17 protein-coding genes are annotated in these 14863 nt (G+C 68.5%); 10 read left to right on the forward strand and 7 right to left on the reverse strand.

The features are described from left to right. Positions 1 to 162: 162 nt before the first annotated feature. Positions 163 to 519, reverse strand: coding sequence for a VOC family protein (locus ABT313_RS19040; RefSeq protein ID WP_350854998.1), 357 nt, complete (start codon positions 517 to 519; stop codon positions 163 to 165). 92 nt (positions 520 to 611) lie between these two features. Here ABT313_RS19040 and ABT313_RS19045 point away from each other — a divergent pair, with 92 nt between their 5' ends. Next, positions 612 to 1061, forward strand: coding sequence for a YdeI/OmpD-associated family protein (locus ABT313_RS19045; protein WP_350855000.1), 450 nt, complete (start codon positions 612 to 614; stop codon positions 1059 to 1061). A gap of 1 nt (position 1062) precedes the next feature. On the opposite strand, the gene ABT313_RS19050 is transcribed toward ABT313_RS19045, so the two are convergent. The 3 genes from ABT313_RS19050 to ABT313_RS19060 form a co-directional block, all read right to left on the reverse strand. Then, positions 1063 to 1569 (reverse strand): M23 family metallopeptidase, encoded by a 507-nt coding sequence (locus ABT313_RS19050; RefSeq protein WP_350855003.1) that lies wholly within the window; start codon positions 1567 to 1569, stop codon positions 1063 to 1065. A gap of 278 nt (positions 1570 to 1847) precedes the next feature. Continuing rightward, positions 1848 to 2513, reverse strand: coding sequence for an excalibur calcium-binding domain-containing protein (locus ABT313_RS19055; protein ID WP_350855006.1), 666 nt, complete (start codon positions 2511 to 2513; stop codon positions 1848 to 1850). Between the two features lie 81 nt (positions 2514 to 2594). Beyond that, positions 2595 to 4841, reverse strand: coding sequence for a HelD family protein (locus tag ABT313_RS19060; RefSeq protein WP_350855009.1), 2247 nt, complete (start codon positions 4839 to 4841; stop codon positions 2595 to 2597). 125 nt (positions 4842 to 4966) lie between these two features. Here ABT313_RS19060 and ABT313_RS19065 point away from each other — a divergent pair, with 125 nt between their 5' ends. Genes ABT313_RS19065 through ABT313_RS19075 form a run of 3 tightly spaced genes read left to right on the forward strand, consistent with a single transcriptional unit; the run spans position 4967 to position 7686 of the window. Next, a complete protein-coding gene (locus ABT313_RS19065; RefSeq protein ID WP_350855012.1) occupies positions 4967 to 6064 on the forward strand; it encodes a M4 family metallopeptidase in 1098 nt (365 codons plus the stop codon). A 45-nt stretch (positions 6065 to 6109) separates the two neighbouring features. Further along, on the forward strand, positions 6110 to 6637 hold the full coding sequence (locus ABT313_RS19070) for an NADPH-dependent FMN reductase (RefSeq protein ID WP_350855014.1): 528 nt from the start codon (positions 6110 to 6112) through the stop codon (positions 6635 to 6637). Positions 6638 to 6666: 29 nt separating this feature from the next. Beyond that, positions 6667 to 7686 (forward strand): LLM class flavin-dependent oxidoreductase, encoded by a 1020-nt coding sequence (locus ABT313_RS19075; protein ID WP_350855017.1) that lies wholly within the window; start codon positions 6667 to 6669, stop codon positions 7684 to 7686. Between the two features lie 2 nt (positions 7687 to 7688). Here ABT313_RS19075 and ABT313_RS19080 read toward each other — a convergent pair whose 3' ends face one another. Further along, positions 7689 to 8180, reverse strand: coding sequence for an Lrp/AsnC family transcriptional regulator (locus tag ABT313_RS19080; RefSeq protein ID WP_350855020.1), 492 nt, complete (start codon positions 8178 to 8180; stop codon positions 7689 to 7691). 122 nt (positions 8181 to 8302) lie between these two features. Here ABT313_RS19080 and ABT313_RS19085 point away from each other — a divergent pair, with 122 nt between their 5' ends. The 4 genes from ABT313_RS19085 (at position 8303) to ABT313_RS19100 (ending at position 11089) form a co-directional block, all read left to right on the forward strand. Beyond that, a complete protein-coding gene (locus ABT313_RS19085) occupies positions 8303 to 9454 on the forward strand; it encodes a trans-sulfuration enzyme family protein (protein WP_350855022.1) in 1152 nt (383 codons plus the stop codon). A gap of 91 nt (positions 9455 to 9545) precedes the next feature. Then, on the forward strand, positions 9546 to 9902 hold the full coding sequence (locus tag ABT313_RS19090; protein ID WP_350855025.1) for a helix-turn-helix domain-containing protein: 357 nt from the start codon (positions 9546 to 9548) through the stop codon (positions 9900 to 9902). Between the two features lie 45 nt (positions 9903 to 9947). Beyond that, a complete protein-coding gene (locus ABT313_RS19095; protein WP_350855028.1) occupies positions 9948 to 10700 on the forward strand; it encodes a phosphotransferase family protein in 753 nt (250 codons plus the stop codon). Then, complete coding sequence (locus tag ABT313_RS19100) at positions 10697 to 11089, forward strand: GNAT family N-acetyltransferase (RefSeq protein ID WP_350855031.1); 393 nt, start codon at positions 10697 to 10699, stop codon at positions 11087 to 11089. Before ABT313_RS19095 ends, ABT313_RS19100 begins: the two co-directional genes overlap by 4 nt. On the opposite strand, the gene ABT313_RS19105 is transcribed toward ABT313_RS19100, so the two are convergent. Further along, positions 11076 to 11951 (reverse strand): hypothetical protein, encoded by an 876-nt coding sequence (locus ABT313_RS19105; protein WP_350855034.1) that lies wholly within the window; start codon positions 11949 to 11951, stop codon positions 11076 to 11078. The two genes, ABT313_RS19100 and ABT313_RS19105, sit on opposite strands and share 14 nt — an antisense overlap. A 144-nt stretch (positions 11952 to 12095) precedes the next feature. On the opposite strand from ABT313_RS19105, the gene ABT313_RS19110 reads away from it, so the two are divergent. Beyond that, positions 12096 to 13256, forward strand: coding sequence for an MFS transporter (locus ABT313_RS19110; protein WP_350855155.1), 1161 nt, complete (start codon positions 12096 to 12098; stop codon positions 13254 to 13256). Between the two features lie 35 nt (positions 13257 to 13291). Next, complete coding sequence (locus ABT313_RS19115; RefSeq protein ID WP_350855037.1) at positions 13292 to 14221, forward strand: DMT family transporter; 930 nt, start codon at positions 13292 to 13294, stop codon at positions 14219 to 14221. Here the strand turns inward: ABT313_RS19115 and ABT313_RS19120 are convergent. Beyond that, positions 14143 to 14835, reverse strand: coding sequence for a TetR/AcrR family transcriptional regulator (locus ABT313_RS19120; RefSeq protein WP_350855040.1), 693 nt, complete (start codon positions 14833 to 14835; stop codon positions 14143 to 14145). The two genes, ABT313_RS19115 and ABT313_RS19120, sit on opposite strands and share 79 nt — an antisense overlap. Between the last annotated feature and the right edge of the window lie 28 nt (positions 14836 to 14863).

Here is a 14863-nt window from a genome sequence, read left to right on the forward strand (position 1 = left end):
CGATCACGCAAAGGCACCGGTGATTGGGCGGCAAGCGAGCGTGGGCGTTCTGCTCCTCGCTTGCCGCCATTTCTCTCACCGAGCACTGCTTGCATGCACTGCGCCTGATACAACTGAATAAACCTCATCGTTCGCACCGGATCCCCCAGGTCCGGTGCGAACTCATTTGCCGGCGTAATACTCCGGCTTCATCTGGATGAGCTGGACGTAATTACCGTCGGGGTCGATCAGCGTCGCGAACCAGCCGACGCCGCGATCCTCGGGATGCACCAGCCACTCGACGTCGAGCGTGCGCAGGTGCGCGGCGGCCGCCTCGATGTCCTCGACCTCGAAGTTCACGATGTGCCGCCCGGGCTCGGCGGTCTTCGCGGCGACGTCGTCACGCTGCTCGATCACCAGCCCGAACCCGCCGAGGTCCAGGTTCCCGTAGCCGTCGACCTCGGCCTGGAACCCGTCGCGGTACCACGCCTTCAACCGCTCGGCGTCGGTGCTGCCGAGCAACATGCTGTTCAGAATCACGAGCTCTCCCTCTCCGCTGATCTCTGTCGCCCGGTACGTCGGAACCAGCGCGCCGGTCTCGACATGACCTCGCCAACTCCGATGATGAGCAGATGAAGTTCACCGCCGAACTGCTCTCCACCGGGAAGAACACGGCCGGCTTCGAGGTCCCCGACAGCGTCGTCGAGTCGCTCGGCGGGGGCGGCCGGCCGAAGGTCAGCGTCACCGTCAACGGGTTCACGTTCCGGACCTCGATCGCGCGGATGGGCGGGCGGTACCTGCTCGGGTTCAGCGCGGAGCGACGTACGGAAGCCGGGGTCGCGGCCGGCGACGTACTCGAAGTCGACGTCGAACTCGACACCGCTCCCCGAGAGCTCGAGATCCCGGAGCCACTGGCCGCCGCCCTCGCAGCGGACGATCAGGCCAAGGCGTTCTGGGAGACGCTGAGCTACAGCAACCGCCAATGGCACGTCCTCCAGGTCACATCAGCCAAGACAGACACCACCCGCGACCGCCGAATCAAGAAGTCGATCGCAGCTCTCCACGACGGGCGGGCGCGCTGACTTAGCAGTACTCGCGGCAGCCGTGGTCGGGGCCGTACGTGCGGTGTGTTTTGGCGACGGTGCTGACTGGTGAGAGTTGGCCGCCGTGGTGCCAGCTGTTGAGGAACTGTTGGGGGGCTACTGCGCCGCGGCGGATCCACCAGGTGTTGGGTTTTGTCGGCCAACTGATGCCGAAGTGCAGGTGTGGTGGGGTGAAGCGGGCGCTGCCTGTTTTCCCTGTGCGGCCTAGGGTTTGGCCGGCGTGGACGGTCGCGCCGGGGCGGATTCCTGGGGCGATCGCTGACAGGTGGGAGCCGTAGTACCTGACTCCGTCTACGCCGACGATTGATACCGAGAGGCCGCCGCGGTCGGGGCCTCGGTTGGTCTTCGGGTTCCAGGTGTCTACGCGCGTCACCTCGTCGACACGGCCGTCGATCGGCGCGACGAAGAGGCAACCGACGTTCGCGAAGATGTCGGAGGCTGGGTAGTCGTGGTGGCTCTGTGAGGCGTCCGCACGGCAACCGCCCACAGGAAATACATAGCGTGGGGTCGGGTTCTTCGCGCGTGACGGGGTCGGTGTGTGCGACGTCGGGTGTGCTGGTGTAGCCCGCGATGTTGTGGTGTTTGGTGGGCGTGGTGTGCGCGTTGGCGCAGGTGGGTCTGAGGTCTGGGCCGCGCTAGTCGGCTGTGGTGTTGGTACGGCGGTGGGTTGGGTGCGGTCGAAGACGCCGGCCGCGGACAGCGCGAACAACCCACCACCGGTGACAACCACCACCGCTGCGAGAAAGACCGCCCAGACCCGCCGCGTCACGGATACCAGAACGCGTTGACAGCCGCCGATGAGTACACGGTTTCACACGGTATCCCGTTCTTGTCCGCATCCATGCGATCCGGCATGCCGTAGTACCACCAATAACGGACTGCCTCGGCGTACGACGCCCCGTGCGCGACCATATCCCGGCAGTACAACCCGGCCGACCAGAACACGACGCCACTGATCTCGCGCCCGTTCCAGTAGGCGGCGACGTCGCTGCGCGGGTACACGGTCTCACACGGAATTCCGTTGCGGTCGGCATCCATCTGATTCGGCTGCCCGTGCAACCGCCAGTAGTCGATCGCGGCCACGTAGCTGTATCCCTTGGCGTTCAGGTCGCGGCAGAACAACCCGGCCGGCAGCGACCGGACGTCCCCGACCGCCGGCGCCGAGTTCGACGTACCTTTCACGGTCGGCTTCGGTACGACGGTCTTCGTGACCACTGAGGCCGGCGCCGACGCGACCGGCGCCGAGGCTGCCGTCGTGGTCGAGGTGTTCGCCGCCCGCGGTGCCGGATCGTCTTTCGTCATCAGCACCACGAGCCAGGTCAGCAGCACCAGGATGACGCCGATCGCCACCCCTCCCAGGGCTGCCAGCGTCGCGTTACCGCGCTCGTCCCGCCGGTGACAATACGTGCGTGTATACGGTTCTCCATTCATGATTCCCCCCGCAAGCCATTGAAGCCTCGTCACTGTGCGTTGTCCACAGGTCGGTGGGAATGATGTTCACCAGGACAGCGGTCAGCGGTTGGTATTCCAGGCTGGGGAGGCTTCGAGTACCTCGGGTAGACGGCCGATCACGCCGAGGCGTTGGGTGCAGCGGGTGAGGGACACGTAGAGGTCGCGGAGGCCGCGGGGAGACTCGATGACGATGCCGTCGGGGTCCACCACGAGGACCGAGTCGAACTCGAGGCCCTTGGCTTCGCGGGCGGTGAGGACGGTGACGCCGGCGAGGCCGTCGACCGCCTCCTGGATGAGTTCCAAACGATTGCGTGAGGTGATGACGCCGACCTCGCCGTACGCCGTCTCCTCGGCCGCCGTCTTGTACACGTACAAGGCCTGTTCCGCCGCGGGCACATCCGCGTGCCACGGCTTCACCCCGGTCGAGCGGACGGATTGCGGTGCCCGCGCCGACGGGTCGACCTCACGCAGTACGTCGTTGGCCAGCTCCATCACCTCCGCGGGCGTGCGGTAGTTCAGCGTCAGCTCGGCCAACCGCCAGCGGTCGCCGAACGTCTCGCCGAGCGCGCTCGCCCACGACGTCCCGCCGCCGATCGAACTCGTCTGCGCAACATCACCCACCACGGTCATCGACCGCAACGGACACCGCCGCGCGATCGCCCGCCACGCCATCGGCGACAATTCCTGCGCCTCGTCGACGATCACGTGACCGTACGTCCACCGCCGATCCGCAGCCGCGCGATCAGCCAGCGTCCGATCGTCATCCGCCTCGTACCGCTCGGCCAGCGCCTCCGCGTCCAGCAAGTCCTTTGCTGTAAGGATCTCGGCCTCGTCGTCCTCGTCCCAGTCGGTCGACCCCGAACCGCTCAGCACGTCCAAAGCCCCTTGTGCATAAGCGATTGCGCGCGCCCGCGCTGCCCGCTCCCGCGCCGCCTCGGTCCCGTCGTCACCAAGCAGCTCCGCGGCTTCGTCCAGCAGCGGTACGTCGGCCGGCGACCAGTCGTCGCCGTACCTCAGCAGATGCTCGCGATCCAGCTCCGACAACTGCGGCGCCGCCGACGCCAACCGCGCCTCGTCGCCGTACAGATCCTCGAGCAGCTTCTGCGGACCGAGCAACGGCCACAGCCGCTCCAACAGAGCCTGTACGGCGGGCTCGGCCAGCACCTCGGCGCGGAGCTCGGCCAGGTCGTAGTCGTCCAGCAACTGCTCACCGTCGAGCGGATCGGTGCCGATCAGCTCGGCGTACTGGTTCGTCAGGTAGTCGGTGAACTCGTTGAGGATGAACGGCCGCGCCTGGTTGTGCGTCAGCCCGCGGTTGCGAACCCGCGCATGCGTCTCCTCGCACACCGACGGGTCGAGCCTGAGCTCGGTCCGCTCCACCGTGACCCGAACGGGCTCGTCCGGGATCCACTGCCGATCGGCGACCGCCTTCGCGATCACGTCGGCCATCACCGTCCGCCCCTTCACCTCGGCGCTCTCCGGCGGCTCCGGCCGGGTCGCATTGAGCCCCGGGAACAACTCGGCGATCGTGACCAGCCGGACGCCGTCCTCACCGAGCGACGGCAGCACCTGACCGATGAACCGCAGGAACGCCGCATTCGGCCCGACGACGAGAATTCCGCGCTTTTCCAGTTGTTCGCGATGCGTGTACAGAAGAAATGCCGCCCGATGCAGTGCGATCGCGGTCTTTCCGGTGCCGGGACCGCCCTGGACGACAAGGATTCCGGGCAGTTCGGAACGGATGATCCGGTCCTGGTCGGCCTGGATGGTCTGGACGATCGACTCCATCCGGCCGGTCCGCCGCGCCTCGAGCGCCTTCATCAGCACGGCCTCGCCGATCACGCCGGTGCCGGGCTTGGACGGGTCGGCCGCCTCGCGCCCGAGGTCGAGCTGCTCGTCCTGCACGTCGATCACCCGGCGCAACCGGGTCTGGATGTGCCGTCGGCGGACGACGTCGTGGTTGGCCACCGCGGTCGCGATGTAGAACGGCCGCGCTGCGGGGGCACGCCAGTCGACCAGCAAGGGCTCGTAATCGGCGTCGTGCAGACCGATGCGGCCGATGTGCAGGATCTCACCGTCGGCGGTGTCGAGGCGGCCGAAGTACAGGCCCTCCTCGGCGGCGTTCAGCCGGGCCTGCCGGAGCTTGAGGTCACGGATCCGGCCGTCGCGCTGGTGCAGGGCCTGCGCGTTGCGGGTATGGACCAGTTGCTCGTCGTCGGTCCGGGCGTCCGTGCGCTCGCGCTCGGTGTCGAGCGCGGCGTAGAACGTGGTCAGGTGAGCCTGTTCGGCATCGACCGGATTCGGCAATTCAAACCCCTTGTGTTAAAATACGTCCCGTTGGTTTCCAGGCCGCATTTCAGTCGTTCAGGAAATGACGCGCGCGGCAGCCACAAATCCTTGAGTTTATCCCTTTCCGGGGTTTTCCTGTAGTGGTGTTCCACTCCATCGTCCCGCCGTACCTGCTCGAGCGGCTCGAGCGGTCCGCGAGTGACCCCAGCCTCCGCGCCCGGTACCGGCAGTCGTTGCAGCACGACGCCGTACTGCGATCGCGCCCCGCCGCCGGCCGTGAAACCGTGGCAACAGCGGGCGGCCGGCAGCGCAAGGTGTACGACGCCGAGAACGGCACCGACCTGCCGGGCACGCTGGTCCGCGCCGAGGGCGACGATCCGGTCCAGGACCCGGCGGTGAACCAGGCGTACGACGGCACCGGCGCGACGTGGGCGCTGTACAAGGAGTGCTTCGGGCGAGACTCGATCGACGACGCCGGCCTCGTGCTGACCTCGACCGTGCACTACGACCGCGGGTATGCGAACGCCTTCTGGGACGGCGCGCAGATGGTGTTCGGCGACGGTGACGGCGAGGTGTTCGGCAACTTCACGTCGTCGATCGACGTGACCGGGCACGAGCTGACCCACGGCGTCACGCAGTACACGGCGAACCTGGCGTACGACGGTCAGTCGGGCGCGCTGAACGAGAGCATCTCGGACGTGTTCGGTTCGCTCGCCAAGCAGTACGCGCTGGGGCAGAGCGCAGCGGATGCCGACTGGCTGATCGGCGCGGGGCTGCTGCTGCCGGGCGTCCAGGGTGTCGCGCTGCGGTCGATGAAGGCGCCCGGCACGGCGTACGACGACCCGCGGCTGGGGAAGGATCCGCAGCCGGCCGACATGTCGTCGTACGTCGACACCGAGGACGACAACGGCGGCGTACACATCAACTCCGGCATCCCGAACCGCGCGTTCTACCTGGTCGCGACCGAGCTCGGCGGCAACGCCTACGACGACGCCGGCAAGATCTGGTACGCCACGCTGACCTCCGGCAACCTCGCCGAGTCCGCCACCTTCAAGGACTTCGCCCAGGCCACCCAAGCCAATGCCCGCAGAGTCTTCGGCGACGACTCCACCCAACTGGCCGCCGTCACGAAGTCCTGGCAAACCGTCGGCGTCCTTGTCGACCAAACCTCGCTGATGAGCGCCGCCCAGACCGAGCTCCAGCCCTCCACCCCACCGGCCCCGCCGCCACCGGCCGAATGAGACAGGTTTGACCTCAAGTCTTGTTGAGGTACTAGCGTCTTTCGGGTGACTGTTCATCCGCTGCGGCTCGTCGTGCTGACGCGCAATCTCGACCGCGGGCGGTTCGGTACGGCGGTGACACGGTGGTTCGTGCGGGAGGTCGAGCGGGCGGACGAGTTCAAGCTCGACCTCGTCGATCTGAGCGTGGTGCCGCTGGGGGAGCTGCCGCGGCGGATCGACGACGCGGACGCGGTGATGATCGTCACCGCGGAGTACAACCACGCGTATCCGGGGGACGTGAAGACCGCGATCGACGCCGTACGGCGGCCTTGGTACGCGAAGCCGGTCGGATTCGTCGTGTACGGCGGACGGTCGGGCGGGCTGCGGGCGGCGGAGCAGCTCAGGCTCGTCTTCGGCGAGCTGCACGCGGTGACGATCCGGGACAGCCTCGGATTCCGCGAGGAGGACTTCACGCCTGCCGGGGAGCCCACCGACCCCACCACCTCAGCGGCCGCCGGAGCGATGCTCCGCCAGCTCGCCTGGTGGGCCCGCTCCCTCCGCGACGCCCGCGCCAACACGCCCTATCCGGAATAGGTCGCCTGTGGCGGCGGTTGGGCTAGTGCGTGAGCGCCGAACCGATGCCCCTGTCCGTGCTCGACCTCTCGCCGGTGCCGACGGGCACGCGGCCGTCGGAGGCGCTGCACGAGACGCTCGAGCTGGCCCGCACCGCGGAGGCGGCCGGGTATTACCGCTACTGGCTGGCGGAGCATCACAACATCCGCAGCGTCGTGAGCACGAGCCCCGAGGTCATGATCGCGGCGGTCGCTGCCGCGACGTCGAGCATCCGCGTCGGGTCCGGCGGGATCATGCTGCCGAACCACTCGCCGCTGAAGGTCGCGGAGACGTTCCGCGTCCTCGGCGGGCTGTACCCGGACCGCATCGACCTCGGCATCGGCCGCGCGCCCGGCACTGACCAGCGCACCGCGCTCGCCCTGCGCCGCAGCCGCGAGGCCCTCGGCGCCGACGACTTCACCGAGCAGTACGCCGAACTCCGCGCCTACGTCGAGGGCTTCCCGGCCGGCCACCCGTTCGAGCCGATCAGCGCGCAACCGGACGACGTACCGCTGCCGCCGGTGTGGATCCTCGGCTCCAGCACGTACGGCGGTCAGGCCGCGGCCGCACTCGGGACCGGGTTCGCGTACGCCGGGCACTTCGGCACGCTCGACCCGGCCGGCGTCATCTCGACGTACAAGGAGAACTTCCAGCGCTTCGAGAACGAGGGCGAGCCGCGGGCGATGCTCGCACTCGCCGCGATCGTCGCCGAGACCGAGGAACGCGCCCAGGCCCTGGCCCGCGCCAACGCCCTCTCCATGCTCCGGCTCCGTTCCGGCCGACCGGGCCCGCTGCCTTCGCCCGAGGAGGCTGCGGACTACCCGTGGTCCGAGGCGGAGGAAGCCGCCGTCGAGGAGTGGGCCGGACTCGTGTCCGTCGGCACGCCCGAGCAGGTGGCCGCCGACCTGCTCCGCCGCGCCAACAAGGCCGGCGCCGACGAGCTCATCATCACCACCAACATCCACGACCCGGCCGAGCGCCGCAGCTCGTACCAGCTCCTCGCCCAGGCCTGGGGCCTCAAGCCGCGCTGACTTCAGCCGCCGCGGATGTGCTCGAAGATCAGACTCGTCTCGGCATGACTCACCGCAGAATCTGCGGTGAGGTGGTCCAGCACGAACTCGCGGAGCGCGTCCGGAGTCGCTGCGCTGACGTGGAGCAGGTAGTCGTTTGCTCCGCTGACATGGAACAGCGAGAGCACGCCCGGCAGCGTCGGGACCTTGGCGCGGAAGCGGTCGATCTCGTCGCGTGAGTGCGCGCCGATCCGGATCGCGATCAGCGCCTGCAGCGGCTGACCCAGCGCGCCCAGATCCACGTCGGCGTGGAAGCCGCGGATCACCCCACGCTCACGCAGTGACCGCACCCGCGTGAGACACGTCGACGGCGCGATCCCGGTCGCCTCGGCGAGCGCGTTGTTCGCCATCCGCCCGTCGGCGGTGAGCAGTTGCACCAGCTTCCGATCGATCTCGTCGAGTCCGCCCGGAGCCGGCCGCGGAGCCGGTCCAGGGCTCCGACGATCCTTCGGCATGCCCTCACTCTAGAGCCCGTCCACAGAATCCACAGGCTGTGGACGACACTGTGGACGAATTTTCTTCGGAACTATTGCATCAATCCCGCAGAAGATTCCAAGCTCCTGGCGAGGAGGCAGCCATGACCCAGCTCGACACCCGTTCGGTCCACGCCGGTCGCGACGACCTGGCCGCGCTCGGCGTCCACGTCCCCCCGATCGACCTGTCCACCACGTATCCGCTCCCCGACGTGACCAGCGGCGGAGCGTCGTACGACGCGCTCGCGGAGGGCCGCGGCCCCGACGGCGGCAGCCTCGTCTACCAGCGGCTGTGGAATCCGACCGTCGCTCGCTTCGAGGACGCGCTAGCCGAGCTCGAGCACACTGACGGCGCGGTCGCGTTCAGCTCTGGCATGGCCGCGCTCACCGCGTGCCTGCTCGCCGGCGTCGCCGCCGGCCGGTCACATGTGGTCGCCGTACGTCCCCTGTACGGCGGCAGCGACCACCTGTTATCCACAGGTCTCCTGGGGACAACCGTGACTTACACACAGCCGGGTGAAGTCGCGGGAGCGATCCGCCCGGACACCGGTCTGGTGATCGTGGAGACCCCGGCGAACCCGACGGTGGCCCTCGTCGACATCGCGGCGGTCGCGTCCGCGGCCGGCGACGTACCCGTGCTGGTGGACAACACGTTCGCGACGCCGGTGCTGCAGCAGCCGGTCCGGCACGGGGCGAGTCTGGTGTTGCACTCGGCAACCAAGTACCTCGGCGGTCATGGTGACGTTATGGGTGGCGTCGTCGCGGCCGGCGTGGAGTGGGTCGGCCGGCTCCGGCAGATCCGCGCCGTAACAGGGGGCCTGCTGCATCCGTTGGCGGCGTACGAACTGCACAGGGGACTGCAGACGCTGCCGGTGCGAGTACGGGCGCAGCAGGCAACCGCAATCAAGGTCGCTGACTGGTTGTCCGCGCAACGACTGGTCGACCAGGTCTTCTATCCCGGCCTCACCGACCCGCAGGCGCTCATCGGACGTCAGCAATCCGGTCCCGGGGCCGTGCTCGCCTTCACCGTGGCCGGCGGATTCGAGGCTGCGGCGAGGGTCGCCGGCGCCCTGAAGCTCATCACTCACGCGGTGTCTCTGGGCGGCGTGGACACGCTCATCCAGCACCCCGCGGCGCTGACCCACCGGCTGGTGGCCGCCGAGGCGAAGCCGTCCGGCGGCCTGCTCCGCCTCAGCCTCGGCCTGGAGGACCCGGAGGACCTGACCGCGGACCTCCAGCAGGCGCTCAACTGGTGAGAAGAATCTGCTCAGGGCAGATCTTTGCACGAGGGACCTGGTGGGGGTGGCACACTCGGTACAGGACATCCGGAGGCGAGGAGGACCAGACGTGTTGCTACGCCAGGTGATCGGGAACGTCTTCCGCCGCTTGCGGCGCGAGCGGGGGATCACCCTGCGCGAGCTCGCCGAGCTGGCCCAGGTGTCGGTGCCGTACCTGTCCGAGATCGAGCGCGGCCGCAAGGAGCCGTCCTCGGAGATCCTCGCCGCGATCTGCCGTGCGCTCGAGCTGGAGCTGACAGACCTGCTGGCCGAGGTCCAGTTCGACCTCGCCACCGCCGTCCGCTCCACCCTCCCGGTCCGGCTCCAGACCGCCGCTATCCGGGTCGAGGACCGCACCGCGCACCGGATCCCATCCGGCCCGCGAGCGTACTCCGCCACGGCTCAGGCCTTCGCTCTGGTCGCCTAGAAAACTGGTGGTGAACAGGACGACCGTCCTGGTAAGCACTGGGGAGTGCGTACCTACATAAAGCGGCGGGAGCCTGCCGTGCCGGGCTCGATTCCGGACGTGCTGCAGATGTTCGAGTCCGAGGTGCGGTTCTATCGGGAGATCGCGCCGGTCGTCGGGGTGCGCGTACCGGAGTGCTACCAGTCAGAGTCGGGGACCGACGGGACGCTGCTGGTGCTGGAGGACCTGTCCGACTGGTCTGCTGGAGCGGACGCGGCCGCCGGTGCGGGTGTGTTGCGCGAGTTGCACGACCGCTGGGCGGGACGGGCGGACCACGAGTGGGGCTGGCTGCGGCCGCTCGGCGCCGGCGAGCAGCTGGTCGCCGACCTGTACGACCGGACCTGGCCTGAGTTGGCTGGTCGGTCGGATCTGTCGGCTTCGGTGCGTTCGTTCGGAGAGCGTCTCGTCGGCCGGGTGGTCGAGGCCGAGAAGGCCGTGGGAACGGCGGGTCCGTTGACGCTGGTGCACGGGGATGCCTCGGCGCAGAACATGCGGACCGGCCCTGACGGTGTCGTGGCCTTGCTGGACTGGGAGGACGTCTCGGCGGCGCCGGGCATCCTGGACCTTGCCTGGTTCCTGGTGTCGTCCGTGGAGCCGGAGCGGTGGCCCGAGGCGTTGAGTGCTTACGGGATCAGCGAGGGGCTCGGCGCGGTCATGCCGTCCGTGATGGTGCAAGGATTTCTGAGCGCGTCGGATCTGCCTGACGGTGAGGCTGTCGGCTGGAACGCTCGCCTCGAGGCTGCATTGGAGTTGCTGTGAAGTACGTCGTGCGGTTCCCGGTGGATGACCGGGAGTTGTCGGAGCTGCATGCGGCCGCCTTCGAGAGTGAGCCTGAGGTGACCGCGTGGGGTGAGCGGTTGGAGCGGTGGGCGTTGACGTGGGTCGGTGCCTTTAGCAACGATCAGTTGGTCGGGTTCGTGCAGGTGTGCTGGGACGGCGGTGCGCACGCGTTCGTGCTGGACACCGCCGTACATCCGGATCACGGCCGGCAGGGGATCGGCAAGCAACTCGTGCTGACCGCGGCCGAGGAGGCGCGCAACGCCGGGTGTGAATGGCTGCATGTCGACTTCGAGCCGCACCTGAGTGCGTTCTACCTCGACGCTTGCGGGTTCCGGCCGACGGATGCGGGGTTGCTCAAGCTCCGATGACGGTCAGGCGTTCGGTGGAGATGCACGACGTCAGGCAGCGTTCCTTCGCGTCACCGAGCAGGTCTGCGGTCCAGGTGGTGAACCCGCCGTCGCCGAGTCCTTCGCCGCCGCGATCGATCCCCAGCCCGGTGCCGGCGTAGTACCCCGCGCTCTTGGTGCGGTCGGCGTCCTCGGTGAACGCGACCCCGAGCGCCGGCCGGACCGTGTCCTCGATCCGCTCCCGCAACGCCGACTCCTTGAACGCCGTGAACGTCAGCTCGGCCTTGTCACCGAGTGCTGCGTGCCAGAAGCGCAAGTGGTCGATCAACAGCTCGGCCTCGGTGCGGCACGAGCCGGTGTCACGCGCGCTCGACACCAGCACGAACAACTCGAAATGCGCCGACATCCCCGGCCCGTCGAACGGCTGCGCCCGGACCACCCGCTGACAGGCCGCCAGGTGTACCCGCTCCTGCCCGGCACGACGGCGTACGGCGGCCTCGATCGCGAGCTCGTTGGTGGGATCGCTGGCGACCTCCGTGCCACGGATCGTGCTGACCACCTGGTGCTGGTTGATCGGCGCAACCGCCGAGCACGTGCCGAGCGGCGTGACTGGAGAGAGCTGGATCCCCTCGAACTTCGATGGCAGCGCCACCCACAGCCGCTGCTGCGTCTGCACCAGCTCACGCGGATCGACGGTCGACGGGCGCACGAACCGGTCCTGCTGCCAGCGCTGCAACAGCCGCGCCGGTGTCACCTTCGCGGCTCGCTCACGGGTCACGTCGAGCAGCACCGACTGCAGCTCGGACTGGCTCAATCCGTCGACGAGGGCGTCGCGGCTGCCCGCCGGCAGCTTCGCCCAGAACCGTTCGCTGACCTGTCCCATCGCTCTACTCTGACCGATATTCCAGCGGCTCCGCGCCTGATTTTCGCGTATCTTCGATGCATGAGACTGCCGAGCCCGCATCTTTGACGTTCTGACCGAAGTCTGGTCGCCCGGGTTGTTGCCTTCGAGGCGCTGCACGACTTCATCCCGCTCTACCCGCTGTACCAGTTGCTGTTCGCCGATCACGGACTGTCGGCTGCCCAGATTTCGACGCTGTTCGTCATCTGGTCGGCGACCGCGTTCGTCCTCGAGGTGCCGTCGGGCGCCTGGGCGGACACGTATTCACGGCGCAAGCTGCTGGTTCTCGGCGCGCTGATCAGCGCCCTCGGGTACGCCGCCTGGATCACGCTCGCGTCCTTCACCGGATTCGCGCTGGGCTTCGTCCTCTGGGGTACGTCGTCCGCGCTCATCTCCGGCACGTACGAAGCCTTCGTGTACGACGAACTCGCCGCGCGGGACCGGACCGCTGACTACGCCACGGTCCTCGGTCGTGCCCGCTCCGCCTCGTTCGTCGCGAACCTTGCCGCGACCGCTCTCGCGACACCGCTGTTCGCCCTCGGCGGCTACACGCTTGCCGGAATCGTCAGCGTGCTCAGCGGCGTACTGCAGGCGGTCGTCGCGTGGACGCTGCCCGAAGCGCGAGTCGTCGAGACAGCTCGCGAGGCGGACGAACCCGGCACCCGAGCAGCCTTCGCCATCTACCTCCACGTACTCCGGACCGGTGTGACGGAGGTGCTGCTGAGCCGATCGGTGCGCCGAGCGGTGGCATTGGTGGCGTTGCTGGGCGGATTCCTGGCGTTCGACGAGTACTTCCCGTTGCTCGCCCGGGAGGCGGGTGCGGCGACCGATGCGATCCCGTTGCTGATTGCGGGAACCGTTGCCGCGCAGGCGATCGGCAGCGCGCTCGCGGGACCGGTGTACAAGTTGCCCGCAGCAACCTTTGCGGTGGGGCTGGCGGCAACGGCGGTGCTGATCGCGGCCGGGGCGTTGAGCGGGTCGGCCTGGGGATTCCTGCCGATCGCGCTCGGCTACGGGCTGATGCAGCTCGTGATCGTGGTGTCGGAGTCGCGGTTGCAGGACGCGATCACCGGGACGGCGCGGGCGACCGTGACCTCGGTGTCGGGCTTCTTCGCCGAGGTCTTCGCGATCGCGGTGTACGGCGGGTTCGCGCTCGGTTCACTGTGGTTCACGATGTCGGTGCTGGTCGCGGGTCTGACGATCCCGGTCCTGATCACGGCGTTCGTCGTACCGTTCGCGCTGCCGCAGCCCCGCAGTTCGGTGACCGCCGAAGCATCCGAGCCCTAGCCTCACATCATGAGCCCGGACGGCGTTGTATCAGCATGAAGAAGCAGGGTGTGTTCGCCGCCGGCGCGGCTGCGGTCACGGTGGTGCTGTGGGCGTCGGCGTTCGTGGCGATCCGTCACGTCGGCCAGGAGATCTCGGCCGGTGCGCTGTCGCTCGGGAGGTTGCTCGTCGGCAGCGTCCTGCTCGGGATCTTCGTGTTCGCCCGGCCGCGGCGCTGGCCGGCCCGCGGTGACTGGAAGTTCCTGCTGGCCTGCGGCCTGCTCTGGTTCGGCGTCTACAACCTCGCGCTGAACGAGGCCGAGCGCCACCTCGATGCCGGTACGACGGCCATGCTCGTGAACATCGGACCGCTGCTGATCGCGTTGCTGGCGGGGGTTCTTCTCCACGAAGGATTCCCTCGTCAGCTGGTGATGGGCAGCATCGTGGCGTTCGGCGGGGTGGTTCTGATCGGGCTCTCGTCGTCCAGCGGCAGTGCTGAGACGTGGGGTGTTGTGCTGTGTCTGGCGGCTGCGGCGGCGTACGCGATCGGTGTTGTGTCGCAGAAGCCGCTGCTTGCGCGACTGCCTGCGCTGGAGGTGACCTGGCTGTCGTGCGTGATCGGTGCGATCGCGTGTCTGCCGTTCGCGCCGACGCTCGTTCGTGAGACCGCTGACGGGCGCCCGTCGACGATCTGGTGGGTCGTGTTCCTCGGCGCCTTCCCGACCGCGATCGCCTTCACCACCTGGGCCTACGCGTTGGCCCGGACGACGGCCGGCCGGATGGGCGCGACGACGTACCTGGTCCCGCCGCTCACGATCTTCCTCGGCTGGCTGCTGCTCGGCGAGAGCCCGGCGCCACTCGCGTACGGCGGCGGTGCGCTCTGTCTGGTCGGGGTCGCGATCTCGCGCTACCGGCGTCGTACCGTGGCCGCGATACCCGCGGTCAGCGTCGAGAGTCCGGCCTCGAACCCGCCGTCGAAGTCGTAGGCGAGACCCTCGACGCCGAGCCTGTCGACGATCCTGGTCAGCGTCGGTGCCTTGTCCGCCGGGAGCGCGCGCACGCGGGTGAGGAGGTCCGGTGCCAGCTCGAACGTCTCCGACCGTACGGACGCCTCACCGAGGCTGAACCCGTGGATGAAGTCGATCAGCGTGTTGGCCGCCTCGAAGATCTGCCGCGGTGACAGGCCGGCGCGGTCGAGCGCGCGGTAGAACGGCTCCATCGTGACCACGACGACGTCCGAGACCGCGGAGGTGTCGGACAGCACCTGTAGCGCCAGGTTCGGGTGCTGGCGGAGGCCGTTGCGGTAGGCGCGTGCGGCTTCTTTCAGTTGCTCCTCCCACGGCACGGCGTCGCCGGGGTCGGGCAGCTCCAGCCCGGCGAACACCAGCTCCGCCAGGCCCGCCAGCACGGCGGCCTTGTTCGGCAGGTGGTGGTAGAGCGACATCGGGTTGACCTGCAGCGTCGCCGCGAGTCGCCGCATTGTCAGCGCGTCGATGCCCTCGTCGTCGACGATCCGCAGGGCCGCGGTCAGGATCGCCTCCCGGCTCAGCCGCTCCTCCCCGGCGCGGGGCCGCCCGGAGCGGTTGCCGACGTTAACCATACGCCGTATGGTACATAATCGTACAGCG

The organism is Kribbella sp. NPDC000426 (assembly GCF_040300265.1).
Taxonomy (GTDB): Bacteria; Actinomycetota; Actinomycetes; order Propionibacteriales; family Kribbellaceae; genus Kribbella.

Coding starts and splice junctions, on each gene's coding strand:
- ABT313_RS19045 (WP_350855000.1), top strand. CDS start 612: ATGAAGTTCACCGCCGAACTGCTCTCCACCGGGAAGAACACGGCCGGC.
- ABT313_RS19055 (WP_350855006.1), bottom strand. CDS start 2,513: ATGAATGGAGAACCGTATACACGCACGTATTGTCACCGGCGGGACGAG.
- ABT313_RS19120 (WP_350855040.1), bottom strand. CDS start 14,835: ATGGTTAACGTCGGCAACCGCTCCGGGCGGCCCCGCGCCGGGGAGGAG.
- ABT313_RS19080 (WP_350855020.1), bottom strand. CDS start 8,180: ATGCCGAAGGATCGTCGGAGCCCTGGACCGGCTCCGCGGCCGGCTCCG.
- ABT313_RS19115 (WP_350855037.1), top strand. CDS start 13,292: ATGAAGAAGCAGGGTGTGTTCGCCGCCGGCGCGGCTGCGGTCACGGTG.
- ABT313_RS19085 (WP_350855022.1), top strand. CDS start 8,303: ATGACCCAGCTCGACACCCGTTCGGTCCACGCCGGTCGCGACGACCTG.
- ABT313_RS19105 (WP_350855034.1), bottom strand. CDS start 11,951: ATGGGACAGGTCAGCGAACGGTTCTGGGCGAAGCTGCCGGCGGGCAGC.